Here is a 17,266-nt window from a genome sequence, read left to right as displayed (position 1 = left end):
GGCCCTGCTGCTGTGATGATCAAAATCTATCTACCTTCGAATCGGAGGTTTGTAAACCATAAAAAACTAGCTATGTTATTACTCATAGCTAGTTTTTTATGGGAACCATGGTGTGAGTAATAACCAATGCTGTCACTGGTTATAACTAATTTTGTCACTGGTTATAACTAATACTGTCACTGGAGGAAACTCCTTTCACAAATTACTGTAGGTTAGCTCTTTGGCAAGCTTATGGTTCAAATGATGGCAAACTAATAGTTCAAATCACATTATTAATGGAAGATTTTTCTTCAACTGTAGGTCTATACAACCATTTTGCGACAATAAAAATTTGACTTCATTACATTTGTCACTCTATACTTAAGCTAATCACATACCACCTTCGGAAATACCGCGGGATAGACCCTTGTTTTACACATAGGGTCTATCCCGTTTTTTGTTTTTCTGGACTTTCCGTTTCTGGTAATGAATTTTGCCCTAGAACCAACTTATTAAGGAGATGATTCCATTGCATAAATAACGATAGTGCCTCATGAAGTTCTACAGAGATTTAGACAACGAGGAGGAACAAATGAAAAGAATATTAAATTTGTTGACAGTTTTTGCTCTAATGCTACAAACCTTTATAGGGATGCAATTAATCTTGCCAAATATCGCACATGCAGAAGAGGAAATAACGTTAGGCACCTATGTCCAATTTGGACGATATCTAGGGGCCCCAATTATCTGGAGAGTAGTTAATATAGATGAAAATGGCTATATGTTATTTTCCGACAAGATCCTGTCCACAAAAGGATTTGATTCGGTAGGTGATCTGACCGATGGGCGCGGAGATAAGTGGAGACAAGTGACTGGTAGTAGCTACTGGGAGAGATCGAATATTAGGGAATGGCTAAACTCCACTAATGCAATTGTGTAATACAGTCACAATCCTCCTAAATTTGACTATAATACTTACACTGACGAATTTGGGTTTCTCCATAATTCAAATTTTACACCTGATGAAAAGAATTTAATGGTTCCCGTAACTCACCGATCTAGTATATCAGACATAGATGCCCCGGTTAAAGACGGTGGAACTTTACCGATGCCGAAGTTAGCTGATAACCTATCTAGCATTAAGATTAAGAATATACAGTTTGACCAATTGGTATATAAGGATACAACTGACACCATGTTCCTTTTAAGTTTGAAAGAATTAAAGGAGTATGTTTATGATAGGGGATGGGTCACTAGAGGGATGATAACTCCTGAGGGCCTGGCTCAAAATCAGAACAAGTCCGATACGAGCCTAGATTATCGGACATACTCCCTAAGAGACGCTGTAGGAGCAGAGGATAATGTCCTAGCTCACTCAATATCAAACTATATAGACTCCCGGCAGCCAAGAGAAGGCGGATTATTGGGGATTAGGCCCGCATTTTATTTGACACGGGATGTAACTGTCACTGGGGGGTATGGAGGGCCGACCACCCCATACACCATTATAGGGGGTACTAATGTACCTACTCCTAATGATTTCACGGTATCCAATATTACGAGCACCTCAGCTAGCTTTAACTGGACTAAGGAAGCGGATAAGACCTACGAGTTAAAGTCCGGAAATACAGTTTTATACTCCGGTACAGATGGTTCATTTGTAGCCACTACTCTTACCCCGAATACGGATTATACGATGAACCTTTATGCTAAAAAGGGAAGCGCTGTTAGCGCCACACCAGCTACAGTCTCCTTTAAAACCTTAGAAGCAGTACCAGCCCCTGTTGGTTTTAAAGTGACAAATATTACTAGCACGTCAGCCGACTTTAGCTGGACTGCAAACTCAGATAACCTCTATGAACTCAAAGAAGGTACTAACGCCCTTTACTACGGTCCAAGTGGCGGATTTAAAGCCGTAACTCTGGCACCAGACACGAACTACGTTGTTAGCCTAACAGCTTACAAGGAAGGTAAACCTAGCGCACCAGTTACTTTAAACTTTACCACCCTTAAGGAAGTTGTGGAATCGCCAGCTAATTTCAAGGCAAGCAATGTTACGCAAACATCAGCAGATCTGAGTTGGGATGTAATCTCTGGCTCATCCTATAGATTAAATGACGGAACCTCAGATTTGTATACCGGCACGAGTGGTAATTATCTTTTGGAAGGTTTAATTCCTGGCACAACCTACACTTACGACGTATACAGAATTAAGAATGGTATTGAAAGCGCGCCTAGTACTGTAACATTCACCACAGCTGACATCTCCGCGCCTACGATGCCTAATATTTCCGTAGTAGACTTTAAGGCCACTAACATCACCAAAAACTCTATGACACTCTCATGGAATGCAGTTGATGGCGCAGAGTCATATCGTGTAGTTCAAGGTGGAAATCAGATTTATTCTGGAGCCAACCTTTCAACAGATCTAACCGAGCTGGAAACAGAAACGGTATATGGATTCACCCTTTACGCAATTAATTCCAAAGGTCAGAGTGCTGGGATTACAATTAATCCCAAGACCTTAGGAGAGGCTCCTTCAAATCCCGAGAATTTTAAGGTCGTGTATGCTAGACCATATAGCGTATCTTTGCAATGGGATTTGAACCCTAATTCTAAAGAATCCATTCTAATGCGTGATAATAGCGCATTAGTTTATCGCGGTGATCTAACTGCATTCGTAGATAAAGGTACTGCGCCAGAATCTACGTATGAGTATTCCATCAAATTCAAAAACGAATATGGAGAGAGTGAATCTATTTCTATTCAGGTTACTACTCCTCCAGATTCTAAGCCAGAACCTACAAAACCAGAAGTGAAGCCATCTGAAGTAAGCTTCTCATATAACCAAGTACCACAAGCGGAGTACTACACGGTGTCCCGAAATCCAGAGTGGACGTATACTCCTAATGGGGACGGTACTTTCCAATTGGAGTACTATAATACCGTTACAGGCGAGTATAAAGATTTGGGAACAATTACTGAGAACTCAGATGGAGAGGTTCCATTTAGTGAAACCGGATTGGAGCCTGGAAAACATTATAAGTACACGGTTCTAGCGCATTTAGCCAAAGGACCTAATGGAGAGGACGTTACAACCGAACCTATTGAGGTAGAAGTAACTACTCCAACTGACCCAGGAAATGGAGGAACGGACCCTGGGAATGGTGGAGGAGGCACTGACCCAGGAAGCGGTGGAGGAACCGATCCGGGCAATGGTGGATCTAACCCTGGGAATGGAGGAGGTACAGACCCAGGGAATGGAGGGGGCACTGATCCGGGCAATGGTGGATCTAACCCTGGGAATGGTGGAGGTACAGACCCAGGAAATGGCGGAGGAACTGATCCGGGTAACGGTGGTTCTAACCCAGGAAACGGTGGCGGGACGGACCCAGGAAATGGTGGAGGAACTGATCCGGGTAACGGTGGTTCTAACCCAGGAAACGGTGGCGGGACGGACCCAGGAAATGGCGGAGGAACCGATCCGGGTAACGGTGGTTCTAACCCAGGAAACGGTGGCGGGACGGACCCAGGAAATGGCGGAGGAACCGATCCGGGTAACGGCGGTTCTAACCCAGGAAACGGTGGCGGGACGGACCCAGGAAATGGCGGAGGAACTGATCCGGGTAACGGTGGTTCTAACCCAGGAAATGGTGGAGGTACTGACCCAGGAGAAGGTGGAACTAATCCAGGTGAAGGCGGAGGGACCAATCCTGGCGAAGGTGGAACTGATCCCGGAGAAGGTGAAAACCCTGAAGCTTTAACAGCGAAAAATATTGTACCATCTGAGGGCAAACTATCTCCAAGATTCAAGGATACAGAATTCACCTACGATATTGATCTTCCATATGAAACGAAATATATTAACTTCAAAGTGCAGACTCATGCCGAAGATCACAAGGTATACGTAGATGGTGAAAAGTTAAAACCATCGGAGAGATCTGATGATATTTCCCTTCAAGTAGGGAGAAATAGAATTGAGATTATTGTCGAAACTCCAAAAGGTAAGCAAGCAGTTTACAAAGTGAATGTGTATCGTAATAAAAAAGAGAGCAGCCGGGATAATGATGATAAACCATCTAAAGATCGAGACAAGGGTATTGAGTCTACCAAACCCACTATGGGAGGTAATCAAGGTAACACTGTAGTTCCCCAACCTAAGACTCCGAATGCTATTAAAGGACAGCCTTCTGTAACTGATTTGCAAAGAGGTGATTTGATAGGTAGACACGATGGACATGTTCCAATTAAGGATTCTGTCCAACAAACTAACAAGATAGTGATTAATGATGGAACGACGATTTCACAAATCCTCGACTCTGGTTTAGGATTCCGTGGATACTACTATAATGAAGCCGGTAAAAAGTGGATTGCATTACCTACTTCTTTTGGTTATAGCTATGATGGAGATAAAGTCTTCTCTGTAACGTTAAGCATTGCCAATTCAGGAGCTGGAAACTGGTATGCCGTGTTTGGTGTAAAACAACCTGGACTCACCGATATTGCCAACCATTGGGGGTACAGTTACATCGATCAAATCAATGGTATGGGATTAGTAGAAGGGTATGAGACGGGATTTGGTTATGATTTGCGTGAATTTAGACCAGATGCAAACATTTCGAGGGAAGAGCTCGCGGTTATTATCTCTCGGCTACTAGGGGTAAATACCAACGCTAATGACCTATCGTTGTACACTGTTCTTCGGAAGTTAAGTAATGAAGAAGAAGCTGCTGTGTTGAATAACATCACAGGTGTAGACCATTGGGCAAAATCCTATGTGGCCCCGCTCGTGAAAGGAAAAGTGGTACCAGCTGTATTCGGGTCGAATTTTAATGGTGGACAACCGATTTCTAGAGCGGAAGCTGCTGTATTCATTACAAACGCTATGAAGAAGACTCAAAACTACGTGTATACTCCATTAAACAAGAATGCTTTTCAGGATGGTGCCCAATTGCCAAGCTGGGCTGATGGGAACATTGACGCAAGAATCTTTGGTGGAGATAGTACTGGTAACTTATATCCAAATGAAACCATTACCAGAGCTGAGTTTGCTGCCATGATGATCAAGGCACTATCTTCCTTGGGATGGTAGATTTCTAAACCAGCGCAACTAGCTATGTTATACGCATAGCTAGTTTTTTTCTGGGAACTATGGGTTTAAACATTTTTTGAACTATGCTATAATCACCTCGTAAGCCTTGTTTCTTAACACTTTTTTGTGAGTTAGTCATCCGGAAGAATTTCGGAATGTAAGTAAGAGCCCAGTTGGGTTGATGAGATGGTTTATTCGTCTTGTCTTCTCTACTGGGCCTTTTTTGCGTTCCAGAAGGGAGGAAATTAGTTCCAAGCTACATGAATCCTTAGAAAGACGACTTTATTGCTTACCCAATGGCGGGAAACCTCTTCCCGCCAAGCGGGAGGTAGTAAGGAGAGATGAGGAATGGACAAGTTAGCGTCTGATGTAACTGATGAAGAGTGTAAGAAATACTACCAGCTCACATTAGAAGGTACAGAGGAACCGGTAGGTATGCCTTCATTCGCTCAAATTAGCTCTGGATTCATTTATGAGTATGGAGCGGGGGGTGTTTCGATGAAGCACTTACTCGGCACCATCATTCGAGGTCCGAAGGCTAGAAGTATATGCAACTACCTAGCTGATGAACTCACCATGAATGAATTAATGAGCATGTCAGAGAAAGACTTTTTACGGATTAAAGGTATTGGCCCTGTAACAGCAGCTCAACTTGCTGCTACGTTTGAGATTTCGAAAAGAGTCATTATGCATGGTAACAAATGTAGAAAAATGAATTAAGTAAGGATAGTTGGAGGGAAGAGCTTTGCGAGTAAATGTATTATTCCTGTATAGCAAGTGTATTTTGCTAGTTGAAGGAGATTTATCTGAGTTTGAATCAGATGGTGTTCTCCTTCAAACTGGAAAAAGAATCCGATATCGCAAATATGACTGGCATACAAAAAGATATCAGGACTATGTTAAACATTTACCAAACCGTTGAATGTTTTTATGGATCAAATCAAGTGTTCGATGAACCCGGCCAATTAGAATTGGATTTGAATGGGGTATGTCTTTAAATAGTGGATCATTAGAGAGGATGAGTGATCATGTTGTTTTCCTATGTACTTGTTCATAACGAAAGTGAGAACCAAGAAGGATCCGCAAACTTCCATTTTCCTTATGAGGCGGAAGGAGCCATTGAAGCAGATGAATTTGAGAGCGTAGTAGAATGGATGAAGGGTCAATGGAGCCACCTGTCTAATACAGAGTGGGACTGGTATTGTAACCCTTTAGGTACACGCGGAAGGATATGGTTCCATAATCAATATGACGGAATGGCCGTGGTATTTGAGGTCGTTTCTATTGAAGATAGAAAATAAGGTATGAAGAACATGAATGTACGCTATGCCAAACAAAGGGACAGTAATAAATTCTGTGTGGAAGCAAAAGATAACAAATCTTGAAGGAGAGCAGCTGCACTAAGGCATGCTCTCCTTTGCTATTTGGGGTGAAAATGGTTTGGTTGAGACAGTATTGAATGCATTACTTGCGCATATTGAGGTTGAGCAAAAAAAGTATAGAATATGGGCTTTTCTGAATCAACACAGTCGTAATAAATACTATTCTGGATACAGTCAAGCTTTGGAAGATCTGCAAAGCAAAATTAAGAACGAGCTTAAGACAAATACAGGTCAGTTAGTCATGGAATTTAATGAATTATCAATTGAGGCAGGTAATGTAGAAAGGGGAACGGTCTTATGCTTGTCGGAACAAATTTCGGGGTAGTCAAATATCAAAATGGAGTTATGTCCATTGTGAACAATGCTCTCCCAAAAGAGAATTCATCACGAACTGGTTTAGTAGACAATTTGATAAATGAAGGTAAAACGCTTTCCGAGGCAGCTGCCATCTTACAAGAGATCGACCAGTTTGCTTTTAACGAATGGAGTAAGCAAGTATCTCTAAAATCAGCAAATCTATAACAGTAGATAAAAATGGTATTCGGATTACTGTGTTGATAGTAAACGAGTTAGATTAAATAAAAATGTGAGTTTTATTCAGGAGGATGGAAAAATGGAAAACAATTCAACCGTAAGGACAATGGAGTATATTGGACTTGATGACTGGAACAGACCTGTTTATAAGTGCATTGAAACTGGTTCGCTATGGAAAGATATTACGCTTGGTAAAGGAGTACCAGAGCTATTTAGTTGTGGGAATATTTTTGATGGAGAACCTTGTTCACCAATCAAAAGTGATTTAACTGTAGTGTTTAAGACCAAGTACGAAGAATCTCCATACAGATTTAACTACATGATGTTAGGTAGATTGAGAAGCGACTGCGATTATTACCTTGGATATGGAAACAGAAATAAATCTCGTCTTTCTGGTGAAGATGAAAAAAATCATATTGAAGAAATGAAATCTATTTACAATAGCATAGATGAAAAAAGTAAACCTGAATGGCTTACATGGGAACAGATTTTAGAATATGAAAGACAGATGATGGGGACAGGTGAGTAAATTAAATATGACTTCCATTTCGTTTTCAGCACGATTATCCGAATAGCGGATAGTAATATCAAAAGTCAACGCATCTAAGAGAGGGAGGGAGCCCTTCTGCAAGCATTTCAGCGGAAGGGGATCTAACCCCCTTCCTTTTGCTTGTACGGGGCGTCATTATGGCACGTATCGCTTCAGAAAGTAAAGGTGGGTTTTATGCCACACCAGAAAAAGAAATGCAACTGGTAGCTTCTCGACTTCGCATTGAGGAAGCGGGAGAATTTAACTTCTATGATCCTTGCTGCGGAAAGGGAGTTGCGCTTCGGATTCTTTCCGATCATCTCTCGACACCAGATAGTAAGGTCATCACCTACGGGGTGGAATTAGAAAAAGAAAGAGCTGAAGAGGCTCGAAACATTCTTCATCACGTTCTACAAGATGGTTATGAGAATGTGCGTACTGAAGATCATTTCTCAGCTCTCTATTTGAATCCACCCTATGACGATGGATTTGGAGAACGGATAGAAACCTCTTTCTTACGTAGGCTTACGAATAAGTCTACGAATGTTCTTGTGAAGGGGGCATTACTCATGTTTTGCATACCTCAGTATGTCTTGAGCGATGCTTCTCTTTTGATTGCCTCCCGATTCACAAGTGTAAAGGTTTATCGTTTTACAGATGTGAACTATCCAACTTTCAAGCAGGTCGTAGTGTTTGGTTACTTTCAACGGCCCGATCCAGACGAAAGAAGTGTTACTACTCATTATCTTCGTGAAGTATCCAAGCTTGGACCAGAGGCATTGCCAAGCCTTGATGAAGAAGATGGGGTAACCTATCGTATTCTGCCTTCTCGCCAATCCATTCGATTGTTTCGAGCAGGGAAATTACGAATAGATGAAATGTCGAAGGATCTTGTCACTTCCCCAATTTTTCTATCCATGAAAGAGCTGTTCTTACCTTCCCATTCCAGGAATGCTGACTTAAAAAATCCGGTGCTTCCACTCAAACCAACTCACTATGCAATTGCGATAGCAGCTGGAGCAGTTGGAGGAAACATGGGCAATCACTTGCTGGTAGGTGTAACGAAGCAAATACACGATACAGCAGATAAGGTCAATGACGATGGAGAAGTAGAAGGGGAAGTCACAATCAAACATCACAAGTCGATAGTTCGCGTTTTTACGAAAGATGGAGTTTTTGATCTGGAATAGAGTACACAAGGAGGCCTACTGCTTTTGGATTTTATCCATATCGCGTCTCATCCATGGCTTATAGAAAACTATGAATTTACGAAGGGGTGTACCATATGAACCAAGTTGAACAATCCAAATTAACCGTTGCTCAAATGATTGAAGGAAAAGAATACGTCTTTACGGAGTGTTTCTTTAACGATCGTTCCAATGAGATAACCATCATTAAAAAAGAGGGAGACAAATTCTTTGTAACATATTCGGGAGGAGAGTTTATACAGGATCAAACGGTCATTTTTAACGATGAATCTTTTTATCTATTTGACTTTAACATTGACGTTTCAACCTTAACTCTTTGGGAATTAGAAGAGGCATCCGTTGAGCTATACAATTTATTCATGTCCAATGCAATCGATGAAGACATGAAAGAAAATGTACAGGTGATTTAAAGAACAATAAGTACCATCTAAATATTGAGAGGGGGATGGCCCTGAGGTAGATGTTAACTCAGGGCCATCCAAGCCCTGAGTTCTTTTACTTTAGGGCGACCAAATGAATATTTCACTTTCTACTACAGAGCGATACTTTAACGCTGCCTTACACTTTGCGGTTCTCGATCATAATGAATCAACTAAGCAGACGAGCTTAATTGCAGCTTCGTATGTTGGATTGGAAACATCAGTACGCGCAATTTCAGCAGGATTCTGTGAAGGAAGGGACGTTCAAATTGAATCCAACGGTTCGTATTCGAGGGTTGTACAAGATAAGTACCGTCGAATGGAGCGACCAATTGGTTTAGGTGATGTTACGCATGGGATGGTGATGAATGTTAGAGCCACCATGAACGGTTTAGAAGAATGTAAGGATTCGAATGTGGCCTATATTCTTGCACCAGATGGTGATTTTCAAAAGATCATCGGTGAACATGTCGTAGCTCGTTTTGGGATGCCGCGAGAGTGGATCCATCAATTTGAGTTTCTCCTCAGAAATCATCTACAATCCCTACAGATTATTAGAAACCCTGCATTTTCTATGTGGGATTCACTTGTTGGGAAGAAGCTCAATATAAACGAGGAAGAATTGAAGAATCTCGTCACGGATTCCATTAAGAGCGGATACCTGGAAATTCCGGAGTCCACGACGAATGGCGTGTACCAGCAAGATATGACCATGCAAGAGTATCTTCGTGCAAATGCTTCCGTCCTCGCTGAAAAACTCAATGAAAAAGAACCTCGACACTCCCCTGATAAACCATTAAGTCCTTTCATTGCAACAATGAAACGGACACCTTTTCCCGCTCAAGCACACATGATTCAAGCGTTACATAATACCTTGAAGCATGAAAGGAGTGCGCTTTCGTCGGCGGACATGGGGACAGGGAGTGTGCAACGTTCCTAGACAATCTGCGTGGAAACATGCAATAAAACTAGGGGGCTCATCTATTTAGCCTAACTCTATATCTGAATGGACAGGGGAAGTACCTGTTAAGGGTTGAGTTGGCGACCCTTCCCTAATACTCCGATGTGCAGATAGTTTTTACTGACTGCCTGTACAAAGCTCGGTGAAGACGTGGTAACGCGGGGGGCCAAAAGGTTGCTATGCTTAGAAAACGAACTCTCGTATAAAGTCTCGTTACCCCATACGTTTCTCCATTGCTGTTATTCTCCCTTCCTGAAGGATAACTGTACGACTTCTTGATTGTGTTCTGAGTCTTCCAACCAAAGGACAAAAGAATAATGGACGGGACATAGAGAGAAGCTAAGGCAACTCGTGGAAGGCTAGGATATAGGGAACGTTGGAACTCCAAAAGAGGTTGATAAGAGGAGTAAAACTCAATAACTCTAAACGATAGGAAATGATCGTTGAATTTGGAGGGCAGCAGCCCGTAGTAGCGATGAAATAGGGTAATTCCTATGGATGCGAAGGGGCATAGTCGCTGTAAGGTAAATCGCTTATTCTCCTAATATGCGAGTATTTTACAGCGATGGAACGCCGTATGAGGGGAAACTCTCACGTACGGTGTGAGGTGGGGGAAAAGATAACCCTAACGTTTACAGACGAGGGATATTCTTACCTATCACCATAGTCAATTCAGGCTGTCGGTGTTGCCCATGTTCATCATGAAACCCGAAAAGCAAATGGTGCGCGCCGAGGTACCGCAGTTCTTCTGTCTGCACCTGGTATCACCATTCCTAAATGGGCAAAGAAGGAGATCGAAGGAACGGTCATCGCTAAAACAGAGATTATTCGAAATGGTGATGATGCTCTCCGACTACTGAGAAAGATTCGTAGTGGATACAAACCAACTGGTTTGGAGTTTTGGCTCGTTTCGATTGATCGCGCCAAACTGGGTTCTGAGCCGTATTTTGCAGGCGTTTGGAAACGTCTAAAGGATCGAACAATCGATTACGCTTGGCATTGTCCTGATTGCTTGCGTCCATTGGAAAGATACGACAAGGATTTGGACGAAATGGTTCCGTTAGGCTGGTATGAGTGTGCAGATAGTGTTTCACCTACAATGGAGGAATGCCGTAAAGCACTCCATTCACATACTATAAAACCAAATGGTCTCCCTCATGATTTTAACGTCAAATGGAGACGAAGCCAGCGTGTAACTGAATGTACGCATGAGGATTGTCAAGCAAAATTATGGAGATATGCTAATAAAAATAAAGGGGAAACCCGAAATAAAGCGAGGGTAAATATCTCCAGAGTTTTGAAAAAAGCCAAGAAGTTTTTTGATTTACTGATCGTTGATGAAGTGCATCAATGTAAGGCAGATGGAAGTGGACGCGGAGACGCACTCCACCAGTTGGTAGGAGCTGCAAAGAAGAATCTACTTCTCACTGGAACCTTGGTGAATGGAAAGTCCACATCAATTAAAGAGATCCTTTGGAGGACAGACGCCAGGGCTTTGCTCGAACAAGGATTTGACCGGAATTCAGGTATGGTTCAATGGGCTGAACGTTACGGTAAATTGAAAGAAGTAGTGACTCTAAAAGAGGTAAATGATGGTTGGGTGACACGCAAAAAACGCGTGAAGCAGCAGCCAACAGAAGAACCTGGCATTGCTCCACAACTAACTGCACAATTCCTGTTACATAAAGCGGGCTTCTTGGAATTGCCTGATATGGGCTTACCTTTGGTCGAACTGAAGGAACTCCCCATTTTTCTCACGATGGATTCTGAGCATGGATTGGAATATGCGCTGTTCCATGATAAATTGCAGGATAAGTGCAAAACGCTTTCTGCATTGGGATTGAAAGGAGTTTGGTCAAAGTTTATTCCTGCAACGATCAACTACGCGGACGCACCACATCTTGGTGCAAGTGTTGAGTTTGGGGGTAGTGGAGCCGACAAACAAAGTAATTCGATAAAGGCAAAGGCATACCCAAGTGATTACTATCATGAAAAAGAGCGGCATTTAGTGCAACTTGTTCAACAGGAACTCGCTGAAAACCGTGGTTGTATCATTTTCAACTACTACACTGGCGAATACCAACAGAATGAACGCACGCAAGCTGTTTTGAAAGCGCATGGTATTGAATCTATCATTTTGGATGAGCCATCACCTGATAAGCGGCAAGAATGCATTGATGAATTTGAGAAGAACGGCGAGAAGGTTATTATATGCAACTTGAAAATGGTAGAAATTGGATTGGACTTGCTCCCGTGGCCAACGATCATTTTCAATCAACCATGCTATGAGTCGTCATCTGTGCGTCAAGCAGGGCGTCGAGGATGGAGAATTGGACAAGAGAAAGAATGTCGTGTGTACTATCTTGTCTACAATGGAACACAGCAGATGGCTCAATTTCTCAGAATTATGTCTGCTAGAGGCCACGCCATGATGGTAGAGGGGCGACTAGATAAATCTAGTCTTGCTCAATACTCTCGTGATTCTCAATCAACACTAGCAAGCGATCTAGCCAACTGCTTTGCGAGTTCGGAAGTAGCGGAAGCGTGGACAAAACTTGCAGCGAAAGATATTGAAGGTGTGGAAACTGTTACTGAAGCAGATTTTAAAACGGTTCTCGCTCATCGAATGAAGGCTTTGGCTAACGAGACACGTCGACTATGCGGGCTTCCTCCAATGGAAGAATCAGTTCTTCCAAAAGATGATGTAGTAAGTACAAATCAAGTGAACGCCAATGTTATTGAACATCAGGTTTCAACAGTGAAAATGAAAAAGCTTTTAACTCAAGTTACCGAACAGATAGATCTCTTTGATTACTATAATATTCAAGTAGTCGAGAGTTCGTCAATAAAACAACGGAAAAAAGTTGCCAATGGGCAACTGACCTTTGTATTCGATATGTAAACAACCTTTGAAATAGGAACAGCCCTCTGTATAACATAGCAGAAGGCTGTTTCTATTAATAGCAATATTGATCTTTCCTACGATGGTGAGATTGCTAGTGTGGGTCGTACTACGGCAAATAAAATTCAATCGCTTTACTTTCATCATCGGTCCAGCGACTGCTTATATTTTTCCGTTTACATTTTACGTAGGCCTCATATCCAAGGATTTTTCTAGTTTTCTCTAGATTTTTGGGATTAACTTTATGTGACTGGATATCATTATCAAGCCATCCCATAAAGTAAATTTTATCATTTTCTTCAACGTCTTTCCTATATGTAGCAACGTGATGTGGTTTAGGTACATTCTGGGCACTTACAGTATGAGGAACCTTTTTATCAAACTCTTGAAAAAATATTTTAGGACTGAATTTTTGATTAGGATCATATTTAAGTCCTAGAATTTTACATAAAGTATTGTAAACGGTGTTATCTAGAATTGGGTCAATATCGAAACCATTTTTAACAGGTACCTCAAAATAAAAATTGTGCCCTTTCGCCCCAAACATTAATGTGAAGGGTTTCTCATCGACAAAAAAGAAGACATCGAAAACAGCACTAGCCATCGAAAACGGAAATCTAACTCGCTTAAGTTTACTGTCCCGCATGGATTTGAATAATGGCTTTAGATTGTTTAGAATCATATTCGCTTTCATCCTTTCTTGGGTTGAACATTCTCTCGTAGTCCTTTTCATCGTCGATCGGAGAAATGTGTAAAATATCTATATCAACTAGATCTCTCCCTCTTACCATTGATTGCTAACTATATTCTATCATTTTTATTGATAGCAACCAGAAAATGGTGAGATCGAATCAGGTATAAAGGAAACAGTAAAGTATAAGAAGTTTACCAGCTAAACTGGCCGACATCTTAATAATGCAGCATTTATTTAAAATGTGATGTGGTATGGTATATTTGGTTTAAGTAAATTTACCAAAAATTTCTTCGCAATTATTGCAAAGCTGGTAGCTGCGACTAAAGTGTTTATGGCGGGATCATAAAAGGGGGAAGTGCGTTGTCAATCTCAATTCCGGACACGATCAATAAGATTTATCGAGAGGGTAATCGAAATATTCACGTTCTTTCAAAGATTAATAAAGAGAATAAAGTAGTACATGTATTAGACATGTACGGTCCTTCTACCGTCACACAGCATATCGAGTTTCTACAACACTCTATAACGGATTCTGAACAACTTCCTGGACACATTAACGATTATCAATGGATTCTGTATTGCAGGGATGCAACTGTCACTCAATTTAATGATGGTTCATTTAAAAATGCAGATTCAGCTGATCCACATTTACTAATCTTGATGAATAAGCTCCATAAACTATTATGGGAGGGTAAACTATACGATTGAACATGGTTAATTCGAAGGGATCTATGATATACTAATAGTATTAACTGTGTTTCTATCTCTTTTTTATTTAGGTAGTCATCCGATAGAATTCGGATTGCATGTAATAACCCAGCTGGGTTGATGAGATGGTGTATTCGTCTTGTCTCCGGCTGGGTTTTTTGCGTATCCAGAAAGGAGGGTAAAGGTGTTCCAAGAGGTACCAAATCAAGTAGGCTGCTGTGACTTTTGCGAGAATCAGAATGTTTTTATTAAAGAATTTGAAGATCCGTTTGGTGTTCATGTCATGAATGGTTGCTTCTATGGCTGTGGTGATAAAAGAAATGAAACTGAGAAAGGGTGAGTAACTCATGAAACGAAGAGGAAGAGGTAAAATCGGAATTGTTCACACGAGTTGTAAGCGATGCAGCAAACCGTTGGTTATGACGAATCGATCAATCTATGGGGCTTACGTAGCAAAGACTATCTATGAACAGATTTGTTCCAGTTGCATAACTTCAGAAGAGCACCATGATCTATTAAGAGCTCAGGCGGGTGCCATACTTGAAAATGGATCATCTCAAAAATAAAGATGGCAAGGATAAGGTAATGGAATGAGATATCTCTATATTTTAGGTAGAGGACATTTTGATTAAAGTCCCGAATATAGAGCTTAAGAATCTTCCTGTTCTACGTTCGAAAATGTCCATTATATTCAGCAGTTGTAGGGAGGGAGTTTTAGTAGATGTTACGTTTAGTCAAAACCAAGTCGGGTGTGGTACATGGTGTCTCTGTAACAAACTCTGGAAAGACTTTGTGTGCGACAAGTCATAATCAAGTACGAACATTTCAAGGAAAAGCAGAGGATGTCACATGCAGTAAATGCAAAAAGAAACTCGATGATCTTGCTGGGTAAATATAGACTGGTCTGGAAAGCATCTTGGTTTAATAGAGCCAAGGTGCTTTTCTATGCATTTCGGGCGAGATTTATGAATCTCAATATTGAAAAATGTGGAGGTATTGAGCGACGGCAATGAGAAAGCAAAATCAATCCAAAGAGCCGCAAGTGAGTGTCGATGTAAAAAAGGTTCTAACTAAGTGGGCTATTAAGGCATTGGAGGCTACCCCTGATTTTGATATTGAGGAAGGGGCTACAATTCAATGTAATTTGGACTGGGATGCATTCCAGAAGGAAATTAAAGCTGCTCATGGGTGGGAAGGATTTTTAGAAAACTTGCATCGGTTTAAAAAGAAAACAGATTCATTTTATAGTGAAGGCGACTTAAACTTACATGAGTTTCGTCTATTAGATTCTGAGATTGAAATCGTATATGAAAAAATGAACAAAAAGTGATCAATGTGTAAGGTTAAATGAAATGTACTTTGAGGACGTCTTTTTAGGGTGAATTATGTAGCGAAAGTATGTATGGGAAGGGTAAGGGCATTTAAGCTTGAATATATAAGAAGTACAGTAGAGAAGAAGAGGATATGAAGGAGAAGATTTTAATTAATGAATGTATCGATACGATACTCATTTATCATAAAATCAATTGATACTGTCTTCTTTTTTGGATTGAGTAGGAGGACCTTATTCGAAGATAAACTCTAATAGGTGACATAATATTTATTATGGTAAGAAGATGGAGAGAAAGAGGTAATCAAATATGGATAACTGGGAAAAATTGAAACAGTGGTTGGAACAAGAGGTTATTCATAAGTATGAAGAAGCAAACGGAAAAATTGGTCAGGAACAGCTTAACGCTTCCTCATTTGCAAGGGGAATGGATGAGGTCCTAATAAAGATGCAACTAATTGAGCAAGGCAAGAAGCTAACCTAAGTGGACCGGGAGCTCCTACTCAGGAACATGGTATTTAGTTCTGAAGCATGCTTGTAACCACTATAGAAGAGTATCTATCCCAAAAGTGAGAGTAGTTTTATCGAATACTGAAATCATAAAGGAGCGTTCTCATGAGAGAAGTAATCTACTTTCGTTTTCAAGTATTAGCAGAAGGTGCAGTTCGAATCATATCTGGTAAAGGTACTAACCAATACGAAGGGGAGGTAGACGCTAAGATCAAATATATGCGCCGAAGTGGTATAAAATCGGAAAGTATTGAGTTTCAACAGATTTTGTTAAGAAAGCCCACCGATGTTTGGGTTTGAAAAGTAAAAACTTTTCCCGTAAGCCCATTAGAATGGATAGATGATGCCCCAGACAATATTGTCTGGGGTCATATGTTTTTCACTCGTAAACAAGCATATTGTACGTGAAATACTACCAGTAGACCAGGTTTCGTGTTACAATAAGCCTGTAAACTCTTTCTTGTTTTGTTATTTTTCAGTGCAGGGAATCCGAAAGATTTCGGAATGCAAGTTATAGCCCAGTTGGGTTGATGAGATGTTTCTTTGTCTTATCTACTCATCTGGGCTTTTTTGCGTTCAAAAAAACAGATAGTAGGAATCGTTCAAGAGTTTGTGCTGAAGGGAACATACGAGAGTGGAGTTATGCAATTTCCAGTTAAGTAGATCACATTATGAAAAGAGGAATGTTATATGATCAATGTCCAGGTCGAGCAAGAAGCTGTAAAGGTGAACTCTGAAATAGGTAACTTCATTGCAGCTGGCGACAACGTCTTTGTCATTGTAGAGGATGGTTCATTAACGCGTTTAGTAAATCTAAATCATCCTACTCCATTTGTGGTAAAGCAATCATTCGCAAATCCAGAACAGGCAAGTCAATGGTTGGTAGACCAGTATGGCAATGAAGGTGAGTACGGTTATAAGTCTGAAAACGTAACGGTTTATCTTGGTGTTAATGAACCAGAAAGCCAAGATATCGAGCACTAGTACACAACAAGAGCTTCGATTGTAGGAGCGGGAA

Annotated in this window: 17 protein-coding genes; 16 read left to right on the top strand and 1 reads right to left on the bottom strand. The window is 41.0% G+C overall.

Going from position 1 to position 17,266, the window contains the following annotated elements; translation table 11 throughout:
- Positions 1 to 571 precede the first annotated feature (571 nt).
- From C3B52_RS22090 to C3B52_RS22035, 10 genes are all read left to right on the top strand, one after another.
- Positions 572 to 919 (top strand): hypothetical protein, encoded by a 348-nt coding sequence (locus tag C3B52_RS22090; RefSeq protein WP_164684861.1) that lies wholly within the window; start codon positions 572 to 574, stop codon positions 917 to 919.
- A gap of 168 nt (positions 920 to 1,087) precedes the next feature.
- On the top strand, positions 1,088 to 5,071 hold the full coding sequence (locus C3B52_RS22085) for a fibronectin type III domain-containing protein (RefSeq protein ID WP_103108553.1): 3,984 nt from the start codon (positions 1,088 to 1,090) through the stop codon (positions 5,069 to 5,071).
- 348 nt (positions 5,072 to 5,419) lie between these two features.
- Positions 5,420 to 5,791, top strand: a complete 372-nt coding sequence (locus C3B52_RS22080) for a hypothetical protein (protein WP_103108552.1) — start codon at positions 5,420 to 5,422, stop codon at positions 5,789 to 5,791.
- 308 nt (positions 5,792 to 6,099) lie between these two features.
- A complete protein-coding gene (locus C3B52_RS22070) occupies positions 6,100 to 6,372 on the top strand; it encodes a hypothetical protein (RefSeq protein ID WP_103108550.1) in 273 nt (90 codons plus the stop codon).
- Positions 6,373 to 6,478: 106 nt separating this feature from the next.
- A complete protein-coding gene (locus C3B52_RS22065) occupies positions 6,479 to 6,778 on the top strand; it encodes a hypothetical protein (RefSeq protein ID WP_103108549.1) in 300 nt (99 codons plus the stop codon).
- 288 nt (positions 6,779 to 7,066) lie between these two features.
- Positions 7,067 to 7,516: an LPD11 domain-containing protein gene (locus C3B52_RS22055; RefSeq protein WP_103108547.1), complete on the top strand. Its 450-nt coding sequence runs from the start codon at positions 7,067 to 7,069 to the stop codon at positions 7,514 to 7,516.
- A 158-nt stretch (positions 7,517 to 7,674) separates the two neighbouring features.
- Positions 7,675 to 8,706, top strand: a complete 1,032-nt coding sequence (locus C3B52_RS22050) for a DUF6094 domain-containing protein (RefSeq protein ID WP_103108546.1) — start codon at positions 7,675 to 7,677, stop codon at positions 8,704 to 8,706.
- Positions 8,707 to 8,801: 95 nt separating this feature from the next.
- Complete coding sequence (locus C3B52_RS22045; RefSeq protein WP_103108545.1) at positions 8,802 to 9,134, top strand: hypothetical protein; 333 nt, start codon at positions 8,802 to 8,804, stop codon at positions 9,132 to 9,134.
- A gap of 103 nt (positions 9,135 to 9,237) precedes the next feature.
- On the top strand, positions 9,238 to 10,083 hold the full coding sequence (locus C3B52_RS22040; RefSeq protein WP_103108544.1) for a hypothetical protein: 846 nt from the start codon (positions 9,238 to 9,240) through the stop codon (positions 10,081 to 10,083).
- Between the two features lie 913 nt (positions 10,084 to 10,996).
- A complete protein-coding gene (locus C3B52_RS22035; protein WP_164684860.1) occupies positions 10,997 to 13,006 on the top strand; it encodes a helicase-related protein in 2,010 nt (669 codons plus the stop codon).
- A gap of 109 nt (positions 13,007 to 13,115) precedes the next feature.
- On the opposite strand, the gene C3B52_RS22030 is transcribed toward C3B52_RS22035, so the two are convergent.
- Entirely contained in the window at positions 13,116 to 13,700 is a 585-nt protein-coding gene (locus tag C3B52_RS22030) for a DUF6037 family protein (protein WP_235615818.1), read from the bottom strand.
- Between the two features lie 892 nt (positions 13,701 to 14,592).
- On the opposite strand from C3B52_RS22030, the gene C3B52_RS36600 reads away from it, so the two are divergent.
- From C3B52_RS36600 to C3B52_RS22005, 6 genes are all read left to right on the top strand, one after another.
- Positions 14,593 to 14,748, top strand: coding sequence for a hypothetical protein (locus tag C3B52_RS36600; protein ID WP_164684859.1), 156 nt, complete (start codon positions 14,593 to 14,595; stop codon positions 14,746 to 14,748).
- Between the two features lie 7 nt (positions 14,749 to 14,755).
- Complete coding sequence (locus C3B52_RS38230; protein WP_123058865.1) at positions 14,756 to 14,974, top strand: DUF2688 domain-containing protein; 219 nt, start codon at positions 14,756 to 14,758, stop codon at positions 14,972 to 14,974.
- A gap of 443 nt (positions 14,975 to 15,417) precedes the next feature.
- Positions 15,418 to 15,738: a hypothetical protein gene (locus C3B52_RS22015; RefSeq protein ID WP_103108539.1), complete on the top strand. Its 321-nt coding sequence runs from the start codon at positions 15,418 to 15,420 to the stop codon at positions 15,736 to 15,738.
- A gap of 310 nt (positions 15,739 to 16,048) precedes the next feature.
- Positions 16,049 to 16,222, top strand: coding sequence for a hypothetical protein (locus C3B52_RS36595; RefSeq protein WP_164684858.1), 174 nt, complete (start codon positions 16,049 to 16,051; stop codon positions 16,220 to 16,222).
- Positions 16,223 to 16,353: 131 nt separating this feature from the next.
- Positions 16,354 to 16,548 carry a hypothetical protein gene (locus C3B52_RS22010; RefSeq protein WP_103108538.1) on the top strand — a complete coding sequence of 65 codons (195 nt, stop codon included), beginning with the start codon at positions 16,354 to 16,356 and terminating at the stop codon, positions 16,546 to 16,548.
- A 390-nt stretch (positions 16,549 to 16,938) separates the two neighbouring features.
- Complete coding sequence (locus tag C3B52_RS22005; protein WP_103108537.1) at positions 16,939 to 17,232, top strand: hypothetical protein; 294 nt, start codon at positions 16,939 to 16,941, stop codon at positions 17,230 to 17,232.
- The last annotated feature ends 34 nt before the right edge of the window (positions 17,233 to 17,266 follow it).

Source organism: Brevibacillus reuszeri (assembly GCF_002897295.1).
Lineage (GTDB): Bacteria > Bacillota > Bacilli > Brevibacillales > Brevibacillaceae > Brevibacillus > Brevibacillus reuszeri_A.
Note: the sequence above shows the minus strand (reverse complement) of the source record. Positions and strands in the feature narration are given on the sequence as shown.